The sequence below is a fragment of the Thalassospira sp. MCCC 1A03138 genome, from assembly GCF_002115785.1.
In the GTDB taxonomy this organism is placed as follows: Bacteria; Pseudomonadota; Alphaproteobacteria; order Rhodospirillales; family Thalassospiraceae; genus Thalassospira.
In genome coordinates this window covers 229,826-249,921 of sequence record NZ_JFJY01000003.1, presented here as the reverse complement: position 1 = coordinate 249,921, position 20,096 = coordinate 229,826, and the positions used below count along the sequence as shown (strand labels likewise).

Sequence of the window (20,096 nt, the reverse complement as noted above, 5' to 3'; positions counted from 1 at the left end):
GGGGGCTTGCATGAGCGAAGTGCTCAGCGATAACAGCGCCGCGCTGAAAGATCTTAAAGATCTAGTGGTGTCCCAGTTTGCCGACAAGGTTCTGGAAACCCAGTACCGTTATGGCGAGCTGACCATTGCGGTCAAACGCGATGCTATTCTTAAAGTTCTGACATTCCTTCGCGATGATGCGGGCTGTCTGTTCAAGCAGCTTGTTGACATTTGCGGGGTTGATTATCCTGAACGCGCCGAGCGTTTCGACGTCGTGTATCACCTGCTGTCGCTCAAGCATAACCTGCGTGTGCGCGTCAAGATCAGCACCGACGAAGATACCCCGGTGCCAAGTGCCGTTTCCGTTTACAGCGCCGCCAACTGGTTCGAGCGCGAAACGTGGGATCTGTTCGGCATCTTCTTTGATAATCACCCGGACCCGCGCCGTATCCTGACGGATTACGGTTTTGAAGGTCATCCGCTTCGCAAGGATTTCCCGCTGACCGGTTATGTCGAGGTTCGCTATGACGACGAGAAGAAGCGCGTTGTATACGAGCCGGTGAAACTGGTTCAGGATTTCCGTAACTTCGATTTCGAAAGCCCATGGGAAGGCATCCAGCATGTTCTCCCCGGCGATGAAAAGGCGGAGGGCAAGGCCTGATGTCGGAACAGAAAATCAAAAACATGACCATGAACTTCGGCCCGCAGCATCCTGCGGCGCACGGCGTTCTGCGTCTGGTTCTTGAAATGGACGGCGAGGTTATCGAACGCGCCGATCCGCATATCGGTCTTCTGCACCGCGGTACGGAAAAGCTGATCGAATATAAAACCTATATTCAGGCGACGCCGTATTTCGACCGTCTCGACTATGTCGCGCCGATGAACCAAGAACATGCCTACTGCCTGGCCATCGAGAAGCTGATGGGTGTCGAGGTGCCGAAACGCGCCCAGTATATCCGCGTCCTGTATGCAGAAATGGGTCGTATCCTGAACCATCTTCTGAACCTGACGGCCTTTGCGCTTGACGTTGGTGCGATGACCCCGCTGCTGTGGGGTTTCGAGGAACGTGAAAAGCTCATGGAATTCTATGAGCGTGCGTGCGGTGCGCGTCTTCATGCCAACTATTTCCGTCCGGGCGGCGTTGCTGCCGATCTTCCGGCCGGGTTGCTGGCCGATATTGATGCCTGGTGCGATCAGTTCCCGAAATTCGTCAAGGATTTCGACCGCATCCTGACCGGAAACCGTATCTTCAAACAGCGTACTGTTGATATCGGGATCGTTTCGCCCGAGGAGGCCCTTGACTGGGGCTTTACCGGACCGAACATCCGCGCATCGGGCATGGCGTGGGATCTGCGTAAATCGCAGCCCTATGACTCGTACGAAGATTTCGATTTCGACATTCCGATAGGCAAGAACGGCGACTGCTATGATCGCTTCCTGGTGCGTTTCGAAGAAATGAACCAGTCGCTCAAGATCATGAAGCAGGCCATCAAGGAAATGCCCGATGGTGCTGTTATCGTTGAAAATAACAAAGTGGCGCCGCCGTCGCGTTCAGAAATGAAACGCTCGATGGAAGCCCTGATCCATCACTTCAAACTCTTTACCGAAGGGTTCCACGTTCCGGCGGGCGAATGCTATGCCGCGGTCGAGGCACCGAAGGGTGAGTTTGGCGTGTATCTCATTTCGGATGGCTCGAACCGTCCGTATCGCTGCAAAATTCGCGCACCCGGATTCCCGCACCTTCAGGGCATCGACTTCATGTCCAAGGGCCACATGCTGGCCGACGTCGTTGCCAATATCGGGTCGCTTGATATCGTGTTCGGTGAGATTGACCGATGAGCCATTTGAGAAGACCAGCTCCGAGAGAGCTTCAGCCTGTCAGCTTCGCGTTTTCCCCGGAAAACATGGAGCGGGCAAAAAAGATTATCGCCAAGTATCCGGAAGGCCGCCAGCAGAGCGCGGTCATGCCGCTGCTTGATCTGGCACAGCGTCAGACCGAGGGTAACTGGGTTCCGACAGTTGCAATGGATTACATTGCCGACATGCTCGAAATGCCGGCCATTCGCGTCTATGAGGTGGCGACGTTCTATACGATGTATAACCTTGCCCCGGTGGGCAAGAATTTCATCCAGGTCTGCACCACGACGCCTTGCTGGTTGCGCGGTTCGGCCGATGTTGTCGATACCTGCAAGAAGGAGCTGGGCATCGGAATCGGTGAAACCACCGAAGACGGCCAGTTTACCCTGATCGAGGTTGAATGCCTTGGCGCGTGCGTTAACGCACCGATGATGCAGATTAACGACGATTATTACGAAGACCTGACTGCCGATAGCACCAAGTCGATTCTTGATGCCCTGAAAAAGGGTGAAAAGCCGAAAGCCGGTCCGCAGATCGGTCGTCGCGGCTGCGAGCCGATCGATGGTCCCAAGGTTCTGAAGGCATTCTGTGGCTGCGGCGCTGCCGATCAGTCTGCTGATGCAAGCGAAGGGGAGGCCTGAGATGCTGCAGGATAAGGATCGTATCTTTACCAACCTGTACGGTTTTCAGGACTTCGGTCTTAAAGCGGCACAGGCACGTGGCAACTGGGACGGCACCAAGGCCCTGATTGAAAAAGGGCGCGACTGGATCATCAACGAGATGAAGGCATCCGGTCTGCGTGGTCGCGGGGGCGCTGGCTTCCCGACCGGCCTGAAATGGTCGTTCATGCCCAAGGAATCCGATGGTCGTCCGAGCTATCTTGTGGTCAATGCCGACGAGGGTGAGCCGGGCACCTGTAAAGACCGCGAGATCATGCGCAATGATCCGCACACCCTGATTGAAGGCTGCCTTCTGGCCAGCTTCGCGATGAATGCCCATGCAGGATATATCTATATCCGCGGCGAGTTTTATCACGAGGCATCGAACCTTCAGCGCGCAATCGACGAAGCCTATGAAGCCGGGTTGCTTGGCAAGAATGCCTGCGGTTCGGGCTGGGATTACGACCTTTATCTGCATCTTGGTGCAGGGGCGTATATCTGTGGCGAGGAAACCGCGCTGATCGAAAGCCTTGAGGGCAAAAAAGGCCAGCCGCGTCTGAAGCCGCCATTCCCGGCCAATGCCGGTCTGTATGGCTGCCCGACGACGGTGAACAATGTCGAATCGATTGCTGTGGTGCCGGAAATCCTGCGCCGTGGCGGTGCATGGTTCACCGGTTTTGGCCGTGAAAACAACCACGGTACCAAGCTGTTTGCAATTTCCGGTCACGTCGAAAAGCCGTGCACGGTCGAGGAAGCCATGAGCATTCCGCTGCGTGAGCTGATCGAAAAGCATTGTGGCGGGGTTCGCGGCGGCTGGGACAATCTTCTGGCGGTTATTCCGGGCGGTTCGTCCGTTCCGCTGATGACCAAAGACATTTGCGACGATGTGCTGATGGATTTCGATGCCCTGCGCGAAGTGGGATCGGGCCTTGGTACGGCAGCGGTGATCGTGATGGATAAGTCCACTGACATCGTTTACGCCATCGCGCGTCTGTCGGAATTCTATCAGCATGAAAGCTGTGGCCAGTGTACGCCGTGCCGTGAAGGTACGGGCTGGATGGCGCGCATTATGGCGCGCATGGTCCGGGGACAGGCCACGCTTGATGAAATTGATCTGTTGTGGGATGTGACCAAACAGGTCGAAGGCCACACCATTTGTGCGCTTGGCGATGCAGCCGCATGGCCGATCCAGGGTCTGATCCGTCACTTCCGTCCCGAAATGGAACGGCGGATCAAGGAATATCGCGCACGGATCGCGGCCTGAGAGGGGCCTGTTGAGAGGGATTGAGACATGCCGAAACTGACAGTTGACGGTATTGAAGTTGAAGTAGAAGCCGGGGCGACAGTCCTTCAGGCCTGTGAAGAGGCCGGGAAGGAGATTCCGCGTTTCTGCTATCACGAGCGCCTGTCAATCGCCGGCAACTGCCGTATGTGTCTGGTCGAAATGGAACGCGCTCCGAAGCCGGTCGCGTCCTGTGCCATGCCTGCGGCAGATGGAATGGTGATCAAGACGGATTCCGATCTGGTCAAGAAAGCACGCAATGGCGTGATGGAATTCCTGCTGATCAACCATCCGCTGGATTGCCCGATCTGTGACCAGGGCGGTGAATGTGACCTTCAGGATCAGGCGATGGCCTATGGTTTTGACGCGTCGCGCTATGCCGAGAAAAAGCGTGCGGTGAAGGACAAGGAACTGGGTCCGATCGTCAAAACGATCATGACCCGTTGCATTCACTGCACCCGTTGCGTCCGTTTTTCCGAGGAAGTCGCAGGTGTGGGCACCATGGGTGCGGTTTACCGTGGCGAGGATACCGAGGTCGGACCGTATATCGAAGCATCGATCAATTCCGAACTTTCAGGGAACCTGGTCGATCTTTGCCCGGTTGGCGCGCTGACGTCCAAACCCTATGCGTTTACCGCGCGTCCGTGGGAATTGAAAAAAACCGACAGCATCGATGTGATGGATGCGGTCGGATCAAACATCCGTATCGATTCCCGCAGTTCCGAAGTCATGCGCGTTCTGCCGCGTACCAATGACGACGTGAATGAGGAATGGATTTCGGACAAAACCCGTTACGCGATTGACGGCCTGAAACGCCAGCGTCTGGATCGTCCGTATGTCCGTGTCGATGGCAAGCTGAAAGCGGCCACCTGGGACGAGGCATTTGCCGCGATCAAGGCGAAGGTTTCCGGACTTGACGGCAAGAAGATTGCCGCGATTGCCGGTGACACGGTCGATTGTGAATCGATGACGGCCCTTAAGGATCTGATGGGGACCCTTGGGGCGCCGAACCTTGATTGCCGTCAGGACGGATCGAAAATTGGCGGTCCGCGTGCGTCCTATATCTTTAACACCACGATTTCGGGCATTGATGATGCCGATGCCTGCCTGATCGTTGGTGCCAATATCCGCGCCGAAGCGCCGATCATTAATTCACGTCTGCGCAAGCGCTGGCGTGCGACGGCCGGTGATTTCAAGGTTGGCATCATCGGCGAAAGCTGGGACCCGACCTATAAGCACGACTATCTTGGCGCAGGTGCGGAAACGCTTTCTGCGGTTCTCGATGGCAAGAACGATTTCGCCAAGGTTCTGAAAGCTGCCGAAAAGCCAATGATCATTGTTGGCATGGGCGCGCTTAACCGCGAGGACAGCGATGCGGTGCTGGCGACCGTCCGGGCGATTGCCGAAAAATACGGCATGGTTTCGGGCGACTGGAACGGTTTCAACGTTCTGCACACCGCCGCATCGCGCGTCGGTGGCCTTGATCTGGGCTTTGTCCCGGGCGAGGGCGGTCTTGCGACCAATGACATCCTTGATGCCGCGGCAAAAGGCGATGTCGAGGTTGTTTACCTTCTGGGTGCCGATGAAATCGACATGTCGAAACTTGAGAAGGCCTTTGTGGTCTATCAGGGGGCGATGGGCGATGCCGGTGCGCAGGCTGCCGACGTGATCCTGCCCGGTGCTGCCTATACCGAAAAGAACGGTACCTACGTCAATACCGAAGGCCGCGCCCAGCAGGGTTGGCGCGCTGTTTTCCCGGTTGGCGAGGCCAAGGAAGACTGGGCGATTGTCCGTGCGCTTTCAGGCGCACTTGGTCAGGCCCTGCCGTATGACAACATTGATGCCGTGCGTTCGCGCATGGTTGAACTCAGCGCGACTTTCGCCTCGCTGAATGCTGTCACCAAGGCAGAGTGGACCGATTTCGGCAAGGCAGGCGATATGAAGTCTGATGGCTTTACCTCGCCGGTTCGCAATTTCTATATGACCGACCCGATCAGCCGTGCATCGGTGACGATGGCCAAATGTACAGAGGCCTTTGTCAAGGATGCGGCTGCCGAGAAGGTTGCCTGAGTTTGGGGGGCGGCGATGACATCGTCGCCCGTCCCGCAAGGGGGTGTCCCAATTCAGGGACGAAACGCAAAAGATACGGTTTGACCGATGGAACTTCTTTGGGACGGATATATTGAACCGCTGGTCTGGATCGTCGCCAAGATTTTGGCGATTGTTGTCCCGCTGCTGGTTGCTGTCGCCTATCTGACCTATGCCGAGCGCAAGGTCATCGGTGCGATGCAGTTGCGCAAAGGCCCGAATGTTGTGGGGCCGTTTGGTCTTCTGCAACCGCTGGCCGATGGTCTGAAACTGTTTCTGAAAGAAACAATCGTTCCGACCAGTGCCAACAAGGGCGTGTTTATCATTGCCCCGATGCTGACCTTCATTCTGGCGATCATTGCCTGGGCGGTTATCCCGTTCGACGAGGGCATGGTTCTGGCCGATCTGAATGTCGGCATTCTGTACCTGTTCGCGATTTCATCGCTGGGTGTTTACGGCATCGTGATGGCCGGTTGGGCGTCGAACTCGAAATATGCCTTCCTTGGTGCGCTGCGTTCCGGTGCCCAGATGGTGTCCTACGAGATTTCGATTGGCCTGATCATCATTTCGGTTCTGCTGACCACCGGGTCGCTGAACCTGAGTGATATCGTTCGCGGTCAGGTTGGCGGCATCTGGGAATGGAACTTCATCTATCACCTGCCGATGTTTGTGGTCTTCATCGTGTCGATCCTGGCTGAAACGAACCGTGCGCCGTTTGACCTTCCGGAAGCGGAAGCCGAACTGGTGTCAGGTTATAACGTCGATTATTCGGCAATGACCTTTGCGCTGTTCTTCCTGGGTGAATACGCGAACATGATCCTGATGAGCGGTCTTTGCGCCGTTCTGTTCCTGGGCGGCTGGACCGCGCCGCTGCCGGTGCTGGAATTCATCCCGGGGGCGATCTGGTTCATTCTGAAGATCTGCTTCGTTCTGTTCATTTTCCTATGGGTGCGTGCGACATTCCCGCGTTACCGCTATGACCAGCTTATGCGTCTGGGGTGGAAAGTCTTCCTGCCGCTGTCATTTGCCTGGGTCATGCTGGTCGCCACGTTCCTGGTTGCTTTTGATAAGGTCCCGGCCTGATCGCCGCGCATCGGAGAGAGAGAGGTAAACGATGTCATTTATTGATCGGACGGCCCGGAGCTTCCTGCTGGTGGAACTCGTTTCCGGTATGGCGCTCACCCTGAAATACATGTTCAAGCCCAAGGTGACGCTGAACTATCCGTATGAAAAGGGTCCGCTGAGCCCGCGTTTCCGTGGCGAACATGCGCTGCGCCGTTATCCCAACGGGGAAGAACGTTGCATTGCGTGCAAACTTTGCGAGGCGATCTGTCCCGCGCAGGCCATCACCATTGAGGTTGAGCCGCGCGACGACGGTTCGCGTCGTACGACGCGCTACGATATCGATATGACGAAATGCATCTATTGCGGTTTCTGCGAGGAAGCCTGTCCGGTGGATGCCATCGTCGAAGGTCCGAACTTCGAGTTCGCAACCGAAAACCGCGAGGAGCTTCTCTATGACAAGGATAAGCTTCTGGCAAATGGCGAGCGTTGGGAAGCCGAGCTTGCTGCACGATTGGAGGCAGACGCACCTTATCGGTAAGTGTCGCGTCTGATCGTATAAAGAGAGTTCATGGGCCGCTTTCTGCTGTTGGGGCAGGGCGGCTCGCCAAGGGGGTACCTTATGGTCGTACAGGCTTTGGCTTTTTACCTGTTTGCTACTGTCGCGGTTCTGTCCGCGACTGCGGTTGTGACCGTTCGCAACCCGGTGCATTCGGTACTGCTGCTGATTTTGACATTTTTTAACGCAGCCGGGCTTTTCGTCCTGCTGGGTGCTGAGTTTCTCGCCATGCTGCTCGTCGTCGTTTATGTCGGCGCGGTCGCGGTTCTGTTCCTGTTCGTCGTCATGATGCTCGACATCAACTTTGTCGAGATGCGCGAAGGTTTCCTCAACTATCTGCCGATCGGGGTTCTGATCGCGCTGGTGCTGTTTGTGGAACTGGCCTTTGTCGGCGCGGGCTGGGCTTTGTCAGATGACAAGATCGCCGTTCTGGCGCATCCGACGCCCGCCGGACTGACCAATGTCGAGGCGCTTGGCCAACTGATCTACACCGATTACGCATACATCTTCCAGGCTGCCGGTCTGGTGCTGCTTGTTGCGATGATTGGCGCAATTGTCCTGACGCTGCGTACCCGTGAAGGTGTCCGCCGTCAGAAAATCTCCGAGCAGGTCAAACGCGATCGCGCTGACACGCTTGAAGTCAAAAAAGTTCCGGTCGGTAGGGGGATCTGATGGAAATCGGTCTTGCACATTATTTGACCGTCGCGGCGATCCTTTTCACGCTCGGGATCTTTGGCATCTTCATGAACCGCAAGAACGTCATCATTATCATGATGTCGATTGAGCTGATGCTGCTGGCAGTCAATATCAACCTTGTCGCGTTCTCGTCGTTCCTTGGCGATCTCGTCGGACAGGTCTTCACCATCTTCGTCCTGACCGTTGCCGCCGCCGAGGCAGCGATCGGTCTTGCGATCCTGGTGGTCTATTTCCGTAACCGCGGCACGATTGCGGTTGAAGACATCAACATGATGAAGGGGTAAGGCAGATATGTATCCTCTGATTGTATTCCTGCCCCTGATCGCTGCCACGATTGCCGGCATCATCACGCTGGTCGGCGCCATGTCGTCCGCGTCCGGTGCCGAGCATGACAGCAGCCATCATCATGGTGTTTCGACGTCTGATCGCATTTCCCAGCTGATTACGGTGGGCGGTGTCGTTACGGCCTTCATCATTTCGATTTTCGCCTTTGTTGATGTTGCGCTTGGCGGCAACCCCGTGACGGTTCAGCTGTTTACCTGGATTTCTTCGGGTAACTTCACGGCTGAATGGGCGCTTCGTTTTGATACGCTGACCTGTGTCATGCTGATTGTTGTGACCGGTGTGTCGTCGATGGTGCATATCTATTCCATCGGTTACATGTCGCACGATCCCGACAAGCCGCGTTTCATGGCGTATCTGTCGCTGTTTACCTTTGCCATGCTGATGCTGGTGACTGCCGACAACCTGATCCAGCTGTTCTTTGGCTGGGAAGGGGTGGGGCTTGCATCCTATCTTCTGATCGGTTTCTGGTATTCCAAGCCGTCTGCATCGGCAGCTGCGATCAAGGCGTTTGTCGTTAACCGTGTCGGTGACTTTGGCTTTGCGCTGGGTATCTTTGCGGTTTATGTCCTGTTCGATAGCGTTCAGTTCGACGTGATTTTTGGCAATGCCGAAGAAGTTGCCGGAACGACGCTTTTGTTCCTTGGTCATGAGTTCTCCGCGCTTGAGATCACCTGTTTCCTTTTGTTCATCGGTGCGATGGGCAAATCGGCACAGCTTGGCCTGCATACTTGGCTGCCCGATGCGATGGAGGGCCCGACGCCGGTTTCCGCCCTTATTCACGCGGCAACCATGGTGACGGCCGGTGTGTTCATGGTCGCGCGTCTGTCGCCGATCTTTGAATATGCCGAAACCACGCTTGCGATCATTACCGTTGTCGGCGCATCGACTGCGTTCTTTGCAGCGACGATTGGTTGCGTTCAGAACGACATCAAGCGCGTGATCGCCTATTCGACCTGTTCCCAGCTTGGTTACATGTTCTTTGCGTGTGGCGTGTCGGCCTATTCGGCGGGCGTGTTCCACCTGATGACGCATGGTTTCTTCAAGGCGCTTTTGTTCCTTGGTGCCGGTTCGGTCATCCATGCGATGTCTGACGAGCAGGACATGCGCAAGATGGGCGGCATCTATAAGATGGTTCCGCTGACCTTTGCGGTGATGATGGTTGGTACGCTTGCGATTACCGGTTTCCCGGGGCTTGCGGGCTTCTATTCCAAGGACCTTGTCATCGAAAGCGCGTTTGCGGCTCATACCGCAGTCGGGACCTATGCCTTCTGGGCCGGTATCCTGGCGGCACTGATGACGTCGTTCTATAGCTGGCGCCTGATCTTCATGACCTTCTTTGGCACCCCGCGTGCGGACGAGCGGACCATGGCCCATGTCCATGAAAGCCCGGCTGTCATGACGCTGCCGCTTCTGTTCCTGACCATCGGTGCGATCTTTGCCGGTTGGTTCGCCAAGGACTGGTTCGGTGGTGGTGACTATGAAGAAATGCTGGCGTTCTGGAACGGCGCGATCTTCATGGCCGAAGGTCATCAGGCTCTTGAACATGCGCACCATGTTCCGGGTTGGGTCAAGCTGGCACCGTTTGTTGCCATGGTTTCGGGCTTTGTCATCGCCCTTGTGATGTACAAGCTGGTTCCGTCGCTGCCGCGTCAGTTGGCCAATACCTTCAATGGTCTGTACCGCTTTGCGCTGAACAAATGGTACTTCGACGAGCTTTACGACAAGATTTTCGTCAAGCCGGCCTTCTATCTTGGCTATGGCTTCTGGAAATCGGGCGATGGCGCGCTGATCGACGGTGTCGGTCCGGATGGTGTCGCCGCAGCATGCCGTAACATTGCGCGTCGTGTCAGCGCCCTTCAGAGCGGTTTCGTCTATCACTATGCGTTTGCGATGCTGATCGGTATTGCCGCCTTGGTGTCTTACACAATTTGGAAGATGGGTTAACGGGCGATGAGCGATTATCCAATTCTTTCGATCGTCACCTTTTTACCGCTGATCGGCGCACTGTTCGTGCTGCTGATCCGCGGGGAAGAGGCGAATGTCGCCCGCAACTCCCGATGGGTTGCTTTGTGGACGTCGGGTTTCACCTTCCTGGCATCGTTGATGCTGTGGGTGAATTTCGACAGCACCACGGCCGATTTCCAGTTCGTTGAAAAAGCCGACTGGATGCCGGGCCTGAACATTTCCTATCACATGGGCGTGGATGGCATTTCGATGCTGTTCGTGCTTCTGGCGACCTTCCTGACGCCGATCTGCATTCTGTCGGCATGGGAAGCAATCCAGAAACGTGTCAAGGAATACATGATCGCGTTCCTGATCCTGGAAACGATGATGGTCGGTATGTTCAGCGCGCTTGACGGTCTGCTGTTCTATCTGTTCTTCGAAGGCGTTCTGATCCCGATGTTCATCATCATCGGTGTCTGGGGCGGTCAGCGTCGTGTTTATGCAGCCTTCAAGCTATTCCTTTACACGCTGCTGGGGTCCGTCCTGATGCTGGTCGCGTTGCTTGCGATGTATTTCGAAGCCGGCACGACCGACATCCCGACCCTGATGGCGCACGGGTTCAGCTATAACATGCAGCTTTGGCTGTGGCTGGCGTTCTTTGCATCCTTTGCCGTCAAGGTACCGATGTGGCCGGTTCACACCTGGTTGCCCGATGCCCACGTTGAGGCACCGACGGCAGGTTCGGTGATCCTGGCCGGTGTGCTTCTGAAAATGGGTGGTTACGGCTTCCTTCGGTTCTCGTTGCCGATGATGCCGCTGGCGTCGGAAACCTTTGCCCCGCTGGTGTTCACGCTGTCGATTGTCGCGATCATCTATACGTCGCTGGTCGCCCTTGCACAGCAGGACATGAAAAAGCTGATTGCCTATTCGTCGGTCGCCCATATGGGTATCGTCACGATCGGTGCATTCACCTTTAACCAGCATGGTATCGAAGGTTCGATCTTCCAGATGCTGAGCCATGGTGTGGTTTCCGGTGCATTGTTCCTGTGTGTTGGTGTGGTTTATGACCGCATGCATACCCGCGAGATCGATGCGTATGGCGGTCTTGTGCACCGCATGCCGGGTTATGCCGTCATCTTCATGTTCTTTACGATGGCGTCTGTCGGTCTTCCGGGGACGGGTGGTTTCGTTGGCGAAATCCTGGCATTGCTGGGGGCGTTCGAAGCCAATACCTGGGTGGCATTCTTTGCCGCAACCGGTCTGATCCTTGGTGCGGCTTATGCGCTGTATCTCTATCGCCGCATCGTGTTCGGGGCTCTTACCAAGGAAAACCTTAAATCGATCCTTGATATGAGTCCGCGTGAATGGCTGATCTTCGCACCGCTGGTGATCATCGTTCTGTGGATGGGGGTTTATCCGGTCTCCTTCCTCGACATCATGCATGTTTCGGTTGAACACCTCGTCAACCAGGTCGAAACGGCGCAGGCTGCCGCAGCTCAGGCTGCCCAGCTGGCGGCGAATTGAGGGGAATGAACATGGGAGTTTCTATGCTCAACCTCGGGGCGGCATTGCCCGAAATCTTTTTGGCCGTTTCGGCCCTGGCCCTTCTGATGCTTGGCGTGTTCGCCGGTAAGGACAAGGCTTTCCGTACCGTTTCATGGCTTGCCGTTGCAGCCCAGATCGTCGCCCTTGTGCTGGTGGTTCTGGGTGATGGCGGGGTGGCGTTCTATGGTCAGTTCACGGCAGATGCCTTTGCCAAATTCACCAAGGTGATGATCCTGATCGGTTCGTCACTGGGTATCGTGATGGCGATGAATTATGCCGAACGCGAAAACATGGCCCGGTTCGAATTCCCGATCCTGATCACGCTTGCCACGCTTGGCATGATGGCGATGGTATCGGCGACCGACATGCTGTCGCTGTATCTTGGCCTTGAGCTCCAGTCGCTGGCACTTTACGTGGTTGCGGCGATCCGCCGCGACACGGTGCGGGCAACTGAATCGGGCTTGAAATACTTCGTTCTGGGGTCGATTGCATCGGGCATGCTGCTGTATGGCATGTCGATGGTGTATGGCTTTACCGGTTCGACGAACTTCACGGTTCTGGGCGATGTGATCAGCAATGGCGGCCTTTCGGTCGGAACGCTGGTTGGTCTGGCCTTCATGTTTGCCGGTCTGTGCTTCAAGGTTTCTGCGGTTCCGTTCCATATGTGGACCCCGGACGTCTATGAAGGTGCACCGACCCCGGTTACGGCGTTCTTTGCCGTCGCGCCGAAGATTGCCGGTCTGGCGCTGTTCGTTCGCGTTGCGGTTGGCCCGTTTGCCGGTGTTGTCGAAGACTGGCAGCAGATCATCGTTCTGGTATCGATCCTTTCGATGGCATGGGGTTCGTTCGCAGCGCTTCGTCAGGACAATATCAAACGTCTGATGGCCTATTCATCCATCGGTCATGTCGGTTTCGCGCTGGTCGGTCTTGCGGCCGGTACGGCCGAAGGTGTGCAGGGTATTCTGGTTTATCTGGGTATTTACCTTGTGATGAACCTTGGCACCTTTGCCGTGATCCTGTCGATGCGTCGTAATGACCGCATGGTCGAGGAAATCACCGATCTTGCTGGTCTGGCCAAGACCAAGCCGCTGATGGCTGCTGTTACCGCGATCCTGATGTTCTCGATGGCCGGTATTCCGCCGCTTGCAGGGTTCTTTGGTAAGTTCTATGTGTTCAAGGCAGCGGTTGATGCCGGTCTTGTGACGCTGGCGGTGATCGGTTTGGTGACCTCGGTCGTCAGTGCCTATTACTATCTGCGGATCATCAAGGTGATGTATTTCGACGAGCCGGTCGAAGCGTTCGACAAGAACGGCACCGAGATGAACCTGATCATGGCAGTTGCAACGGTCATTCTTCTGGCTTTCGTTTTCTTCCCGAACCCGTTGATGGATAGTGCCGGCGTTGCCGCGACGGCCTTGCTCGGGCAGTAAGGATGACCAAGCCGACGATCCGGCTTCCTGAAGGTTTTTATCTTCAGGAACTGGAAGTGATCGACAGTACGAACGAAGAGGCGAAACGCCTTGCTGATAAGGGCGCCCCAAGTGGCGCCCTTATTTGGGCCCGCCAACAGACATCGGGCAGGGGACGGCGCGGCCGCGCTTGGACATCCCCGGTTGGCAATCTTTATTCTTCCCTTTTACTGCGTCCGGACTGCACGCTTTTTGAAGCGGCGAAACTGACATTCCTGATTGCGGTTGCCCTGGCCGAGGCGATAGAGCTGATCACAGGCAACCGTGTCAGACCGGATTGCAAATGGCCCAATGACCTGATGGTCAATGGCCGCAAGATTTCGGGTATTCTTCTGGAAAGCGCATCGAACAACGGTTCGGAAACCGATTATCTGGTGATCGGGGCCGGGGTGAATGTTGCGTTTTATCCCGATGATTCCGAACGCCCGGCGACGTCGCTTTCAGCCCTTGGCGCGCCGGTTTCGGTGGGCGAACTGATTTCAGCCTATGTCGGGCGGGTGGCAAGCTGGTTACCGGTCTGGGAGGCGCAGGGCTTTGCCCCGGTGCGTGAGGCGTGGCTGACGCGAGCATATGGTATTGGGGCGCCGGTTGTGGCGCGCCTGACCGAAAGAACGCTTGAGGGGACGTTTGTCGGGCTTGATGATGATGGATCACTTGTTCTAAGAGAAGCAGGCGGAACCGAGCATCGCGTCGGGGCTGGCGAAGTGTTCTTTAAAGCATAAATAAACACGGGACGATAACGGGGAGACGAAACATCATGTTGCTGGCGATTGATGCCGGGAATACCAACATCGTTTTCGCGGTGTTTGACGGCGATACGATCAAGGGGCAGTGGCGCTGTTCAACGACGGTTGAACGCACGGCAGATGAACTTGGCGTATGGCTGCATCATCTGTTTACCCTGTCGGATGTGCCAAAAGATGCGATTACGGGGGCGATCATTGCAACTGTGGTTCCGGCAGCCGAATTCAGCCTTAAAACCCTGTGCCGGCGTTATTTCAATGTCGAGCCGATGGTGGTGGGCGATCCGGCAGTTGATCTGGATATGAAGATCATCATGGACCGGCCAAGCGAGGTGGGGGCCGACCGACTGGTCAATGCGGTTGCCGCCCACAAGCTTTTTGGCGGGCCGCTTGTGGTGCTTGATTTCGGAACGGCAACCACGTTTGACGTGATTGATGAAGAAGGCAATTACCTTGGCGGTGTGATTGCGCCAGGCGTGAACCTTTCGATCAAAGCGCTGCATATGGCAGCGGCCCAGTTGCCGATGGTCGCGATCGAGGCACCGCGCAACGTGATTGGCAAGAATACGATTGAGGCGATGCAGTCCGGGGTTTACTGGGGCTATGTCGCGATGATCGAAGGACTTCTGGCGCGCATTCGCAAGCAGCAGGGCGTTGATAACATGAAAGTTGTCGCGACCGGCGGGCTGGCGCCACTGTTTACCAAGGCGGTTGACGAGATCGAACATCTGCATGGCGACCTGACGATGCTGGGGCTTTTGATGATTTATCGCCGCAACAGCGAAAAATCGAACTAGACTGTTACCGACATTGACTGTGAAGTGACGCGGGTGCGCCCCGTGATCGTGTTTCTCACCGCTGAAAGACAAGGGTGATCATCCGTGGATTTGTATTTGCCTAAAGACGAATTGCTGTTTGTGCCGCTGGGGGGATCTGGCGAAATTGGCATGAACCTCAATTTGTACGGATATGACGATCAGTGGCTGATGGTTGATATGGGCGTTTCCTTTGGCGAGGAAGGTTTGCCCGGTGTCGACGTTGTCATGCCCGATCCGTCCTTTATCGAGGAACGCAAAGACAAACTTCTTGGCCTTGTTCTGACGCATGCGCATGAGGATCACCTTGGCGCGGTGCCATATCTTTGGCCGCGACTGAAATGCCCGATCTATGCCACCCCGTTTGCCGCCGAGTTCCTGAAGGCCAAACTGGCGGAAACCGATTTTGCCGATCAGGTGCCGATCCATGTGATCGAGCTTGGCGGACGGTTCAAAAAGGGGCCGTTTGACATCGAATTCGTCACCATGACCCATTCGATCCTTGAACCCAATGCGCTTGCGATCCGCACCCCAAAGGGGCTTGTGGTGCATACCGGCGACTGGAAATTTGACCCCGAGCCACAGATTGGCGAGGCATCCGACGTCAAGAAGCTTGAGGCGCTTGGCGATGAAGGGGTCATGGCGCTGATTTGTGATTCCACCAACGTCTTTTCCGAAGGCAAAGCCGGATCGGAAGGCGATGTAGCCAAGAACCTGTCAAAACTGTTTGCCGAAACGCCGCAGGGCCGGATTGCGGTTGCGTGCTTTGCGACCAACGTTGCGCGGTTGCAGTCGATTGTTGAAGCGGCACATGAAAACAACCGCTGTGTCGGGTTGGCCGGGCGGTCATTGAACCGTGTGACCGAAGCCGCACGCGCGGTTGGCTATCTTACATCCTATCCGAACCTTCTGACCGATGAAGACGCGATGGAGGTCCCCAAGGATCAGGTTTTGCTGATCTGTACAGGGTCGCAGGGCGAACCGCGGGCGGCGATGTCGCGCATTGCCAAAGGGGACCATCCGACCGTGCAGCTTGATCCGGGCGATACGGTTGTATTTTCGGCACGTGAAATTCCGGGCAATGAAAAATCCATCGGTTATATCCAGAACCTTTTGATCAGGCGCGGTATCCGCGTGATTACCGCGCGTGATGAACCGATCCATGTTTCGGGCCATCCGGGCAGGCAGGACCTAGCGCGGATGTATCAGTTGACCCGCCCCAAAATCCTTGTGCCGGTGCATGGCGAAACCCGCCATCTGTGCGAACAGGCAGCCCTTGGCGCGGAATGCCAGATTCCTGAACAGGTGATCCCGCATGACGGGACGGTCATTCGCCTGTCGCCGGGCAGTGCGCATGTGATTGGCGTTGCCGAAAGCGGCGTGCTTTGCCTTGATGGCGGGCGGTTGCTGAAACGGGATTCCGATACCATCCGCAACCGCAATCGCATCGTCTGGAACGGTGTGATGTTTGTGACCGTGGTGCTGAACCAGTTTGGCGAGATGGTCGGTGAACCGATGATTACGGCACCAAGCCTGTTTGACGAGGATGGCGATGATGTCCGCCTTGACCATTTTGCCGCCGAGATTGGCAACCGGGTCGATCAGCTTGACGATGACGAGGTGCTTGACGACGCTGCGGTGATCCTTGCGATCCGGCAGGCATTGCGTCGCCCGGTGCGCCAGCGGCTGGGCAAGCGGCCATTGATCGAGGTGCATCTGGTGCGGGTGAACGAGAAGAACTAATCGGTTTGGCAATCCGGGTCGGCGCATACGACCAAATGGGCAGTTGTCTTTGTCGTCATGCGCGGCCTAGATTGGCGGTGATCGGGCAGATCACATTGCAGGAGTAGAACATGATTGGACGGCTGAACCATGTGGCGATTGCGGTGCCGGACCTTGAGGAAGGTATCCGGCTTTACCGCGATGTGCTGGGTGCGAAGGTTTCCGAACCGCAGGACGAGCCTGATCATGGGGTGACAGTGGTATTTGTCGAACTGCCCAACACCAAGATCGAATTGCTTTATCCGCTGGGCGAGGGATCGCCCATTCAAGGGTTCCTTGACAAGAATACATCAGGCGGCATTCATCATGTCTGCTATGAGGTCGAGGATATTTTGGCCGCGCGCGATCAGCTTTTGAAAAATGGCGCGCGCGTGCTGGGCACGGGGGAGCCCAAAACCGGGGCGCATGGCAAGCCGGTTCTGTTCCTGCATCCCAAGGATTTCAATGGGACGCTTGTTGAGCTTGAACAGGTTTAAGTTTCTTTCCCGCCGTATCGGCCCTTATTTCCGCAACCACGAAAAGAGTGCAGCATGAACTGGTTTTCCGCGATCCTTGTTTACATCGTGATCTGGTGGCTGGTGCTGTTCATGGTGTTGCCGGTTGGCGTGAAGCGCGAGGAAAATGTACAGCCCGGCCACGATAGCGGCGCACCGCAAAAACCGCATATGTGGAAGAAGGTTCTGGCGACCAGCCTGATTTCGGCAATTTTGTGGGTGGTCGCGTATTTCGTGATCACCAGTGGCATGATCGAAGTCCGTCCGCCGCAATGAGTTTTGACGCAGGCCGGTAAAAACAAACCCCGCACATTTGTTGCGGGGTTTTTGTTTGCAGGGCTGCACAAAAATCACGGGAAAGGGAAGACGGGCAGGGATGCGGACAAAAAAAAGCAAGATCACAAGGATCTTGCTAAGATGCTATTTTTATAGCTGTTTTCCCGTAATCTTTTTTTGCTTCCTCCTAAGACCTGGGCACTTGGCACAGGTTTTATTTCGACGTCGCGCCTGCTTCTTGTATGCTTATTGGCAACAAAGCCTCCCGCAATTTTATGAGCGGCTGCGATACGTCTCCCGCAACGATCTTGCGCCGTTAGCGGAGGATCAAAAAGCCACATATTTCACTTTTGTGCAAGATGTTTTGACCAATATTCACAGATGATTCGATGCTGCACCGCACATAAATAGGATGGACCGGCGATATGAAGAGTTTTATAATGACCCGCCCTATGAAAATCGGGATTTATCCTGTGAAATTCATGGTTTCGCTGTTTGTTGCTGGTGCGATGATTGCCGGGGCGGGCAGCGTTTTGGCGCAAAGCGACTCCCCCTTGCCAGCGCCGGTGTCGGGGGAAAATGCCGCGCCGGACGCAAATGATGTCCAAGCTGGCGCAAGCGGCGCCGAGGCAAAACCGACCGTCACGGTGACGCGATCGGCCTGTCAGCAATTGGTCAGCCATGTGCCCGATGACGATGTAGCCTACAAGCCCGGTGTGGATGTGTATGGTAACAAGGTCGCCCCGGCCGATCTGGATGGTGGCAGCCCGATCCTGGATGCATTGCCCAAGGAAATCGAATTTCCGGTGACGATTGATTTCTTTGAATATGCCGGTATTTCCGTGCCGGACGGGATCAGTGGCGAGTCCAATATCGGCAGGATCACCTACCGCAACGGGCGGGTGTATTTCAATGATATCCCGCTTGGCAACGAGGCAGGACAGGATGAATTGGCGGCGGCATGCCGTGCGGCAGGGTTCCGTTAAGGTTGTACCTGAAAAAGCCCGTGTGTTTTCGCAAACCTGCCACGATTGTCGGCTAGATCACCTGTTCCCGATATAAAGCAAGTTCCGGCTTGCGTTTCGGGCTGTGCTGTCGCATTTTCCGGGCAAGGTCTTTTGTATACCTGATATTTTTCAGCTTTGATCATCACGAGGCATTGATGCGTCTTTCCCAGTTCTTTCTGCCGACCCTCAAGGAAACGCCGGCAGAAGCACAGATCGCTTCCCATCGACTGATGCTGCGTGCCGGTATGGTACGTCAGCTTTCGGCGGGGATTTATTCCTGGCTGCCGCTTGGCTATCGCGTGCTTAAAAAGATCGAGCAGATCGTGCGCGAAGAGCAGGACGCGATTGGCTTTAACGAATTGCTGATGCCGACCATCCAGCCAGCCGAACTTTGGCAGGAAAGCGGGCGTTACGAGGATTACGGCCTTGAGATGCTGCGCATTACCGACCGTCATGATCGCAATATGCTGTTTGGCCCGACCAACGAGGAAGCGATCACCGATATCTTCCGCAAGGATGTCCGGTCCTATAAGCAGCTTCCGCAGATGCTCTATCACATTCAGTGGAAATTCCGCGACGAGATCCGCCCGCGCTTTGGCGTGATGCGCGGTCGCGAATTCCTGATGAAGGATGCGTATTCGTTCGATATCGATTACGAAAGTTCACGGCACGCCTATAACAAGATTTTCCTGGCCTATTGCCGGACCTTTACGCGCCTTGGCGTGAAGGCAATCCCGATGGTGGCTGATACCGGCCCGATTGGCGGCGACCTTAGCCATGAATTCATCATTCTGGCGGAAACCGGCGAAAGCGAAGTGTTCTGCGACAAGAAGTGGCTGGACAAGGACCTGACCGGCAAGGGTGTTGATCTGAATGATCGCACCGGGCTTGAAAACTGGGTCCAGACGACGCTTGAAGATTACGCCGCGACCGAAGAAAAACATGATCCGGCCAACAGCCCGATTTCCGGCGATGACATGATCGCGACGCGCGGGATTGAAGTTGGTCATATCTTCCATTTCGGGACCAAATATTCCGAACCGATGGGTGCGACCGTTCTTGGCCCGGATGGCAAGGAAGTGCCGGTTCAGATGGGGTCGTATGGCATTGGCGTTTCGCGCCTTGTCGGCGCATTGATCGAGGCATCGCACGACGAGAACGGCATCATCTGGCCTGAATCGGTTGCACCGTACAAGGTTGGCCTGATCAACCTGCGTACGGGTGACGATGAATGTGATGCGGCGTGCGAAGATGTTTACGCCAAACTGAACAACGCCGGTATCGACGTGCTGTATGATGACCGCGACATTCGCGCGGGCGGCAAGTTTGCCGATATGGACCTGATCGGTCTGCCGTGGCAGATCGTGATTGGCCCGAAAGGACTTAAAGCCGGTGTGGTCGAACTTAAAAACCGTAAATCCGGTGAGCGGACGGAAGTCACGCTTGAAGCTGCACTTAACCAGATCGGCGCCTGATTACGACTTTGCAAACGGG

Annotated in this window: 19 protein-coding genes; all 19 read left to right on the top strand. The window is 55.8% G+C overall.

Annotated features, from left to right (window positions below):
- The first annotated feature begins 10 nt into the window (after positions 1-10).
- The 19 genes from TH468_RS08980 to proS all read left to right on the top strand — a co-directional run bounded on the left by TH468_RS08980 (position 11) and on the right by proS (position 20,077).
- The gene (locus tag TH468_RS08980) at positions 11-640 is read left to right on the top strand and encodes an NADH-quinone oxidoreductase subunit C (RefSeq protein WP_085643391.1); all 630 of its coding nucleotides are present in this window, start codon (positions 11-13) and stop codon (positions 638-640) included.
- Complete coding sequence (locus TH468_RS08975) at positions 640-1,818, top strand: NADH-quinone oxidoreductase subunit D (protein WP_085643389.1); 1,179 nt, start codon at positions 640-642, stop codon at positions 1,816-1,818. Before TH468_RS08980 ends, TH468_RS08975 begins: the two co-directional genes overlap by 1 nt.
- Positions 1,815-2,477 carry an NADH-quinone oxidoreductase subunit NuoE gene (gene nuoE, locus TH468_RS08970; protein WP_085643387.1) on the top strand — a complete coding sequence of 221 codons (663 nt, stop codon included), beginning with the start codon at positions 1,815-1,817 and terminating at the stop codon, positions 2,475-2,477. Before TH468_RS08975 ends, nuoE begins: the two co-directional genes overlap by 4 nt.
- A gap of 1 nt (position 2,478) precedes the next feature.
- Entirely contained in the window at positions 2,479-3,759 is a 1,281-nt protein-coding gene (gene nuoF, locus TH468_RS08965) for an NADH-quinone oxidoreductase subunit NuoF (protein WP_085643385.1), read from the top strand.
- A 27-nt stretch (positions 3,760-3,786) separates the two neighbouring features.
- On the top strand, positions 3,787-5,847 hold the full coding sequence (nuoG, locus tag TH468_RS08960; RefSeq protein ID WP_085643383.1) for an NADH-quinone oxidoreductase subunit NuoG: 2,061 nt from the start codon (positions 3,787-3,789) through the stop codon (positions 5,845-5,847).
- 87 nt (positions 5,848-5,934) lie between these two features.
- The gene (nuoH, locus tag TH468_RS08955; protein ID WP_007089413.1) at positions 5,935-6,948 is read left to right on the top strand and encodes an NADH-quinone oxidoreductase subunit NuoH; all 1,014 of its coding nucleotides are present in this window, start codon (positions 5,935-5,937) and stop codon (positions 6,946-6,948) included.
- Between the two features lie 31 nt (positions 6,949-6,979).
- Entirely contained in the window at positions 6,980-7,468 is a 489-nt protein-coding gene (nuoI, locus tag TH468_RS08950) for an NADH-quinone oxidoreductase subunit NuoI (protein ID WP_007089414.1), read from the top strand.
- Positions 7,469-7,549: 81 nt separating this feature from the next.
- Positions 7,550-8,158, top strand: a complete 609-nt coding sequence (locus TH468_RS08945) for an NADH-quinone oxidoreductase subunit J (protein WP_007089415.1) — start codon at positions 7,550-7,552, stop codon at positions 8,156-8,158.
- Positions 8,158-8,466, top strand: coding sequence for an NADH-quinone oxidoreductase subunit NuoK (nuoK, locus tag TH468_RS08940; RefSeq protein ID WP_007089416.1), 309 nt, complete (start codon positions 8,158-8,160; stop codon positions 8,464-8,466). Before TH468_RS08945 ends, nuoK begins: the two co-directional genes overlap by 1 nt.
- A 7-nt stretch (positions 8,467-8,473) precedes the next feature.
- The gene (gene nuoL, locus TH468_RS08935) at positions 8,474-10,471 is read left to right on the top strand and encodes an NADH-quinone oxidoreductase subunit L (RefSeq protein WP_085643381.1); all 1,998 of its coding nucleotides are present in this window, start codon (positions 8,474-8,476) and stop codon (positions 10,469-10,471) included.
- A 6-nt stretch (positions 10,472-10,477) separates the two neighbouring features.
- On the top strand, positions 10,478-11,995 hold the full coding sequence (locus TH468_RS08930) for an NADH-quinone oxidoreductase subunit M (RefSeq protein ID WP_007089418.1): 1,518 nt from the start codon (positions 10,478-10,480) through the stop codon (positions 11,993-11,995).
- Between the two features lie 11 nt (positions 11,996-12,006).
- Entirely contained in the window at positions 12,007-13,446 is a 1,440-nt protein-coding gene (gene nuoN, locus TH468_RS08925; RefSeq protein ID WP_246832273.1) for an NADH-quinone oxidoreductase subunit NuoN, read from the top strand.
- Positions 13,447-13,448: 2 nt separating this feature from the next.
- A complete protein-coding gene (locus TH468_RS08920; RefSeq protein ID WP_085643377.1) occupies positions 13,449-14,207 on the top strand; it encodes a biotin--[acetyl-CoA-carboxylase] ligase in 759 nt (252 codons plus the stop codon).
- Positions 14,208-14,242: 35 nt separating this feature from the next.
- Positions 14,243-15,025 (top strand): type III pantothenate kinase, encoded by a 783-nt coding sequence (locus tag TH468_RS08915; RefSeq protein ID WP_085643374.1) that lies wholly within the window; start codon positions 14,243-14,245, stop codon positions 15,023-15,025.
- An 84-nt stretch (positions 15,026-15,109) separates the two neighbouring features.
- A complete protein-coding gene (locus TH468_RS08910) occupies positions 15,110-16,786 on the top strand; it encodes a ribonuclease J (RefSeq protein ID WP_210402235.1) in 1,677 nt (558 codons plus the stop codon).
- Positions 16,787-16,896: 110 nt separating this feature from the next.
- The gene (mce, locus tag TH468_RS08905) at positions 16,897-17,301 is read left to right on the top strand and encodes a methylmalonyl-CoA epimerase (RefSeq protein ID WP_062948584.1); all 405 of its coding nucleotides are present in this window, start codon (positions 16,897-16,899) and stop codon (positions 17,299-17,301) included.
- 54 nt (positions 17,302-17,355) lie between these two features.
- Entirely contained in the window at positions 17,356-17,595 is a 240-nt protein-coding gene (locus TH468_RS08900) for a DUF1467 family protein (RefSeq protein WP_062948587.1), read from the top strand.
- 440 nt (positions 17,596-18,035) lie between these two features.
- Entirely contained in the window at positions 18,036-18,581 is a 546-nt protein-coding gene (locus TH468_RS08895) for a hypothetical protein (RefSeq protein WP_246832272.1), read from the top strand.
- Positions 18,582-18,757: 176 nt separating this feature from the next.
- The gene (gene proS / locus TH468_RS08890; RefSeq protein WP_085643370.1) at positions 18,758-20,077 is read left to right on the top strand and encodes a proline--tRNA ligase; all 1,320 of its coding nucleotides are present in this window, start codon (positions 18,758-18,760) and stop codon (positions 20,075-20,077) included.
- Positions 20,078-20,096 lie beyond the last annotated feature (19 nt).

Bases quoted from the DNA above. Each gene is read 5' to 3' on its own strand.
- TH468_RS08980 (WP_085643391.1), top strand. From the start codon at position 11: ATGAGCGAAGTGCTCAGCGATAACAGCGCCGCGCTGAAAGATCTTAAA.
- TH468_RS08975 (WP_085643389.1), top strand. From the start codon at position 640: ATGTCGGAACAGAAAATCAAAAACATGACCATGAACTTCGGCCCGCAG.
- nuoE (WP_085643387.1), top strand. From the start codon at position 1,815: ATGAGCCATTTGAGAAGACCAGCTCCGAGAGAGCTTCAGCCTGTCAGC.
- nuoF (WP_085643385.1), top strand. From the start codon at position 2,479: ATGCTGCAGGATAAGGATCGTATCTTTACCAACCTGTACGGTTTTCAG.
- nuoG (WP_085643383.1), top strand. From the start codon at position 3,787: ATGCCGAAACTGACAGTTGACGGTATTGAAGTTGAAGTAGAAGCCGGG.
- nuoH (WP_007089413.1), top strand. From the start codon at position 5,935: ATGGAACTTCTTTGGGACGGATATATTGAACCGCTGGTCTGGATCGTC.
- nuoI (WP_007089414.1), top strand. From the start codon at position 6,980: ATGTCATTTATTGATCGGACGGCCCGGAGCTTCCTGCTGGTGGAACTC.
- TH468_RS08945 (WP_007089415.1), top strand. From the start codon at position 7,550: ATGGTCGTACAGGCTTTGGCTTTTTACCTGTTTGCTACTGTCGCGGTT.
- nuoK (WP_007089416.1), top strand. From the start codon at position 8,158: ATGGAAATCGGTCTTGCACATTATTTGACCGTCGCGGCGATCCTTTTC.
- nuoL (WP_085643381.1), top strand. From the start codon at position 8,474: ATGTATCCTCTGATTGTATTCCTGCCCCTGATCGCTGCCACGATTGCC.
- TH468_RS08930 (WP_007089418.1), top strand. From the start codon at position 10,478: ATGAGCGATTATCCAATTCTTTCGATCGTCACCTTTTTACCGCTGATC.
- nuoN (WP_246832273.1), top strand. From the start codon at position 12,007: ATGGGAGTTTCTATGCTCAACCTCGGGGCGGCATTGCCCGAAATCTTT.
- TH468_RS08920 (WP_085643377.1), top strand. From the start codon at position 13,449: ATGACCAAGCCGACGATCCGGCTTCCTGAAGGTTTTTATCTTCAGGAA.
- TH468_RS08915 (WP_085643374.1), top strand. From the start codon at position 14,243: ATGTTGCTGGCGATTGATGCCGGGAATACCAACATCGTTTTCGCGGTG.
- mce (WP_062948584.1), top strand. From the start codon at position 16,897: ATGATTGGACGGCTGAACCATGTGGCGATTGCGGTGCCGGACCTTGAG.
- TH468_RS08900 (WP_062948587.1), top strand. From the start codon at position 17,356: ATGAACTGGTTTTCCGCGATCCTTGTTTACATCGTGATCTGGTGGCTG.
- TH468_RS08895 (WP_246832272.1), top strand. From the start codon at position 18,036: ATGACCCGCCCTATGAAAATCGGGATTTATCCTGTGAAATTCATGGTT.
- proS (WP_085643370.1), top strand. From the start codon at position 18,758: ATGCGTCTTTCCCAGTTCTTTCTGCCGACCCTCAAGGAAACGCCGGCA.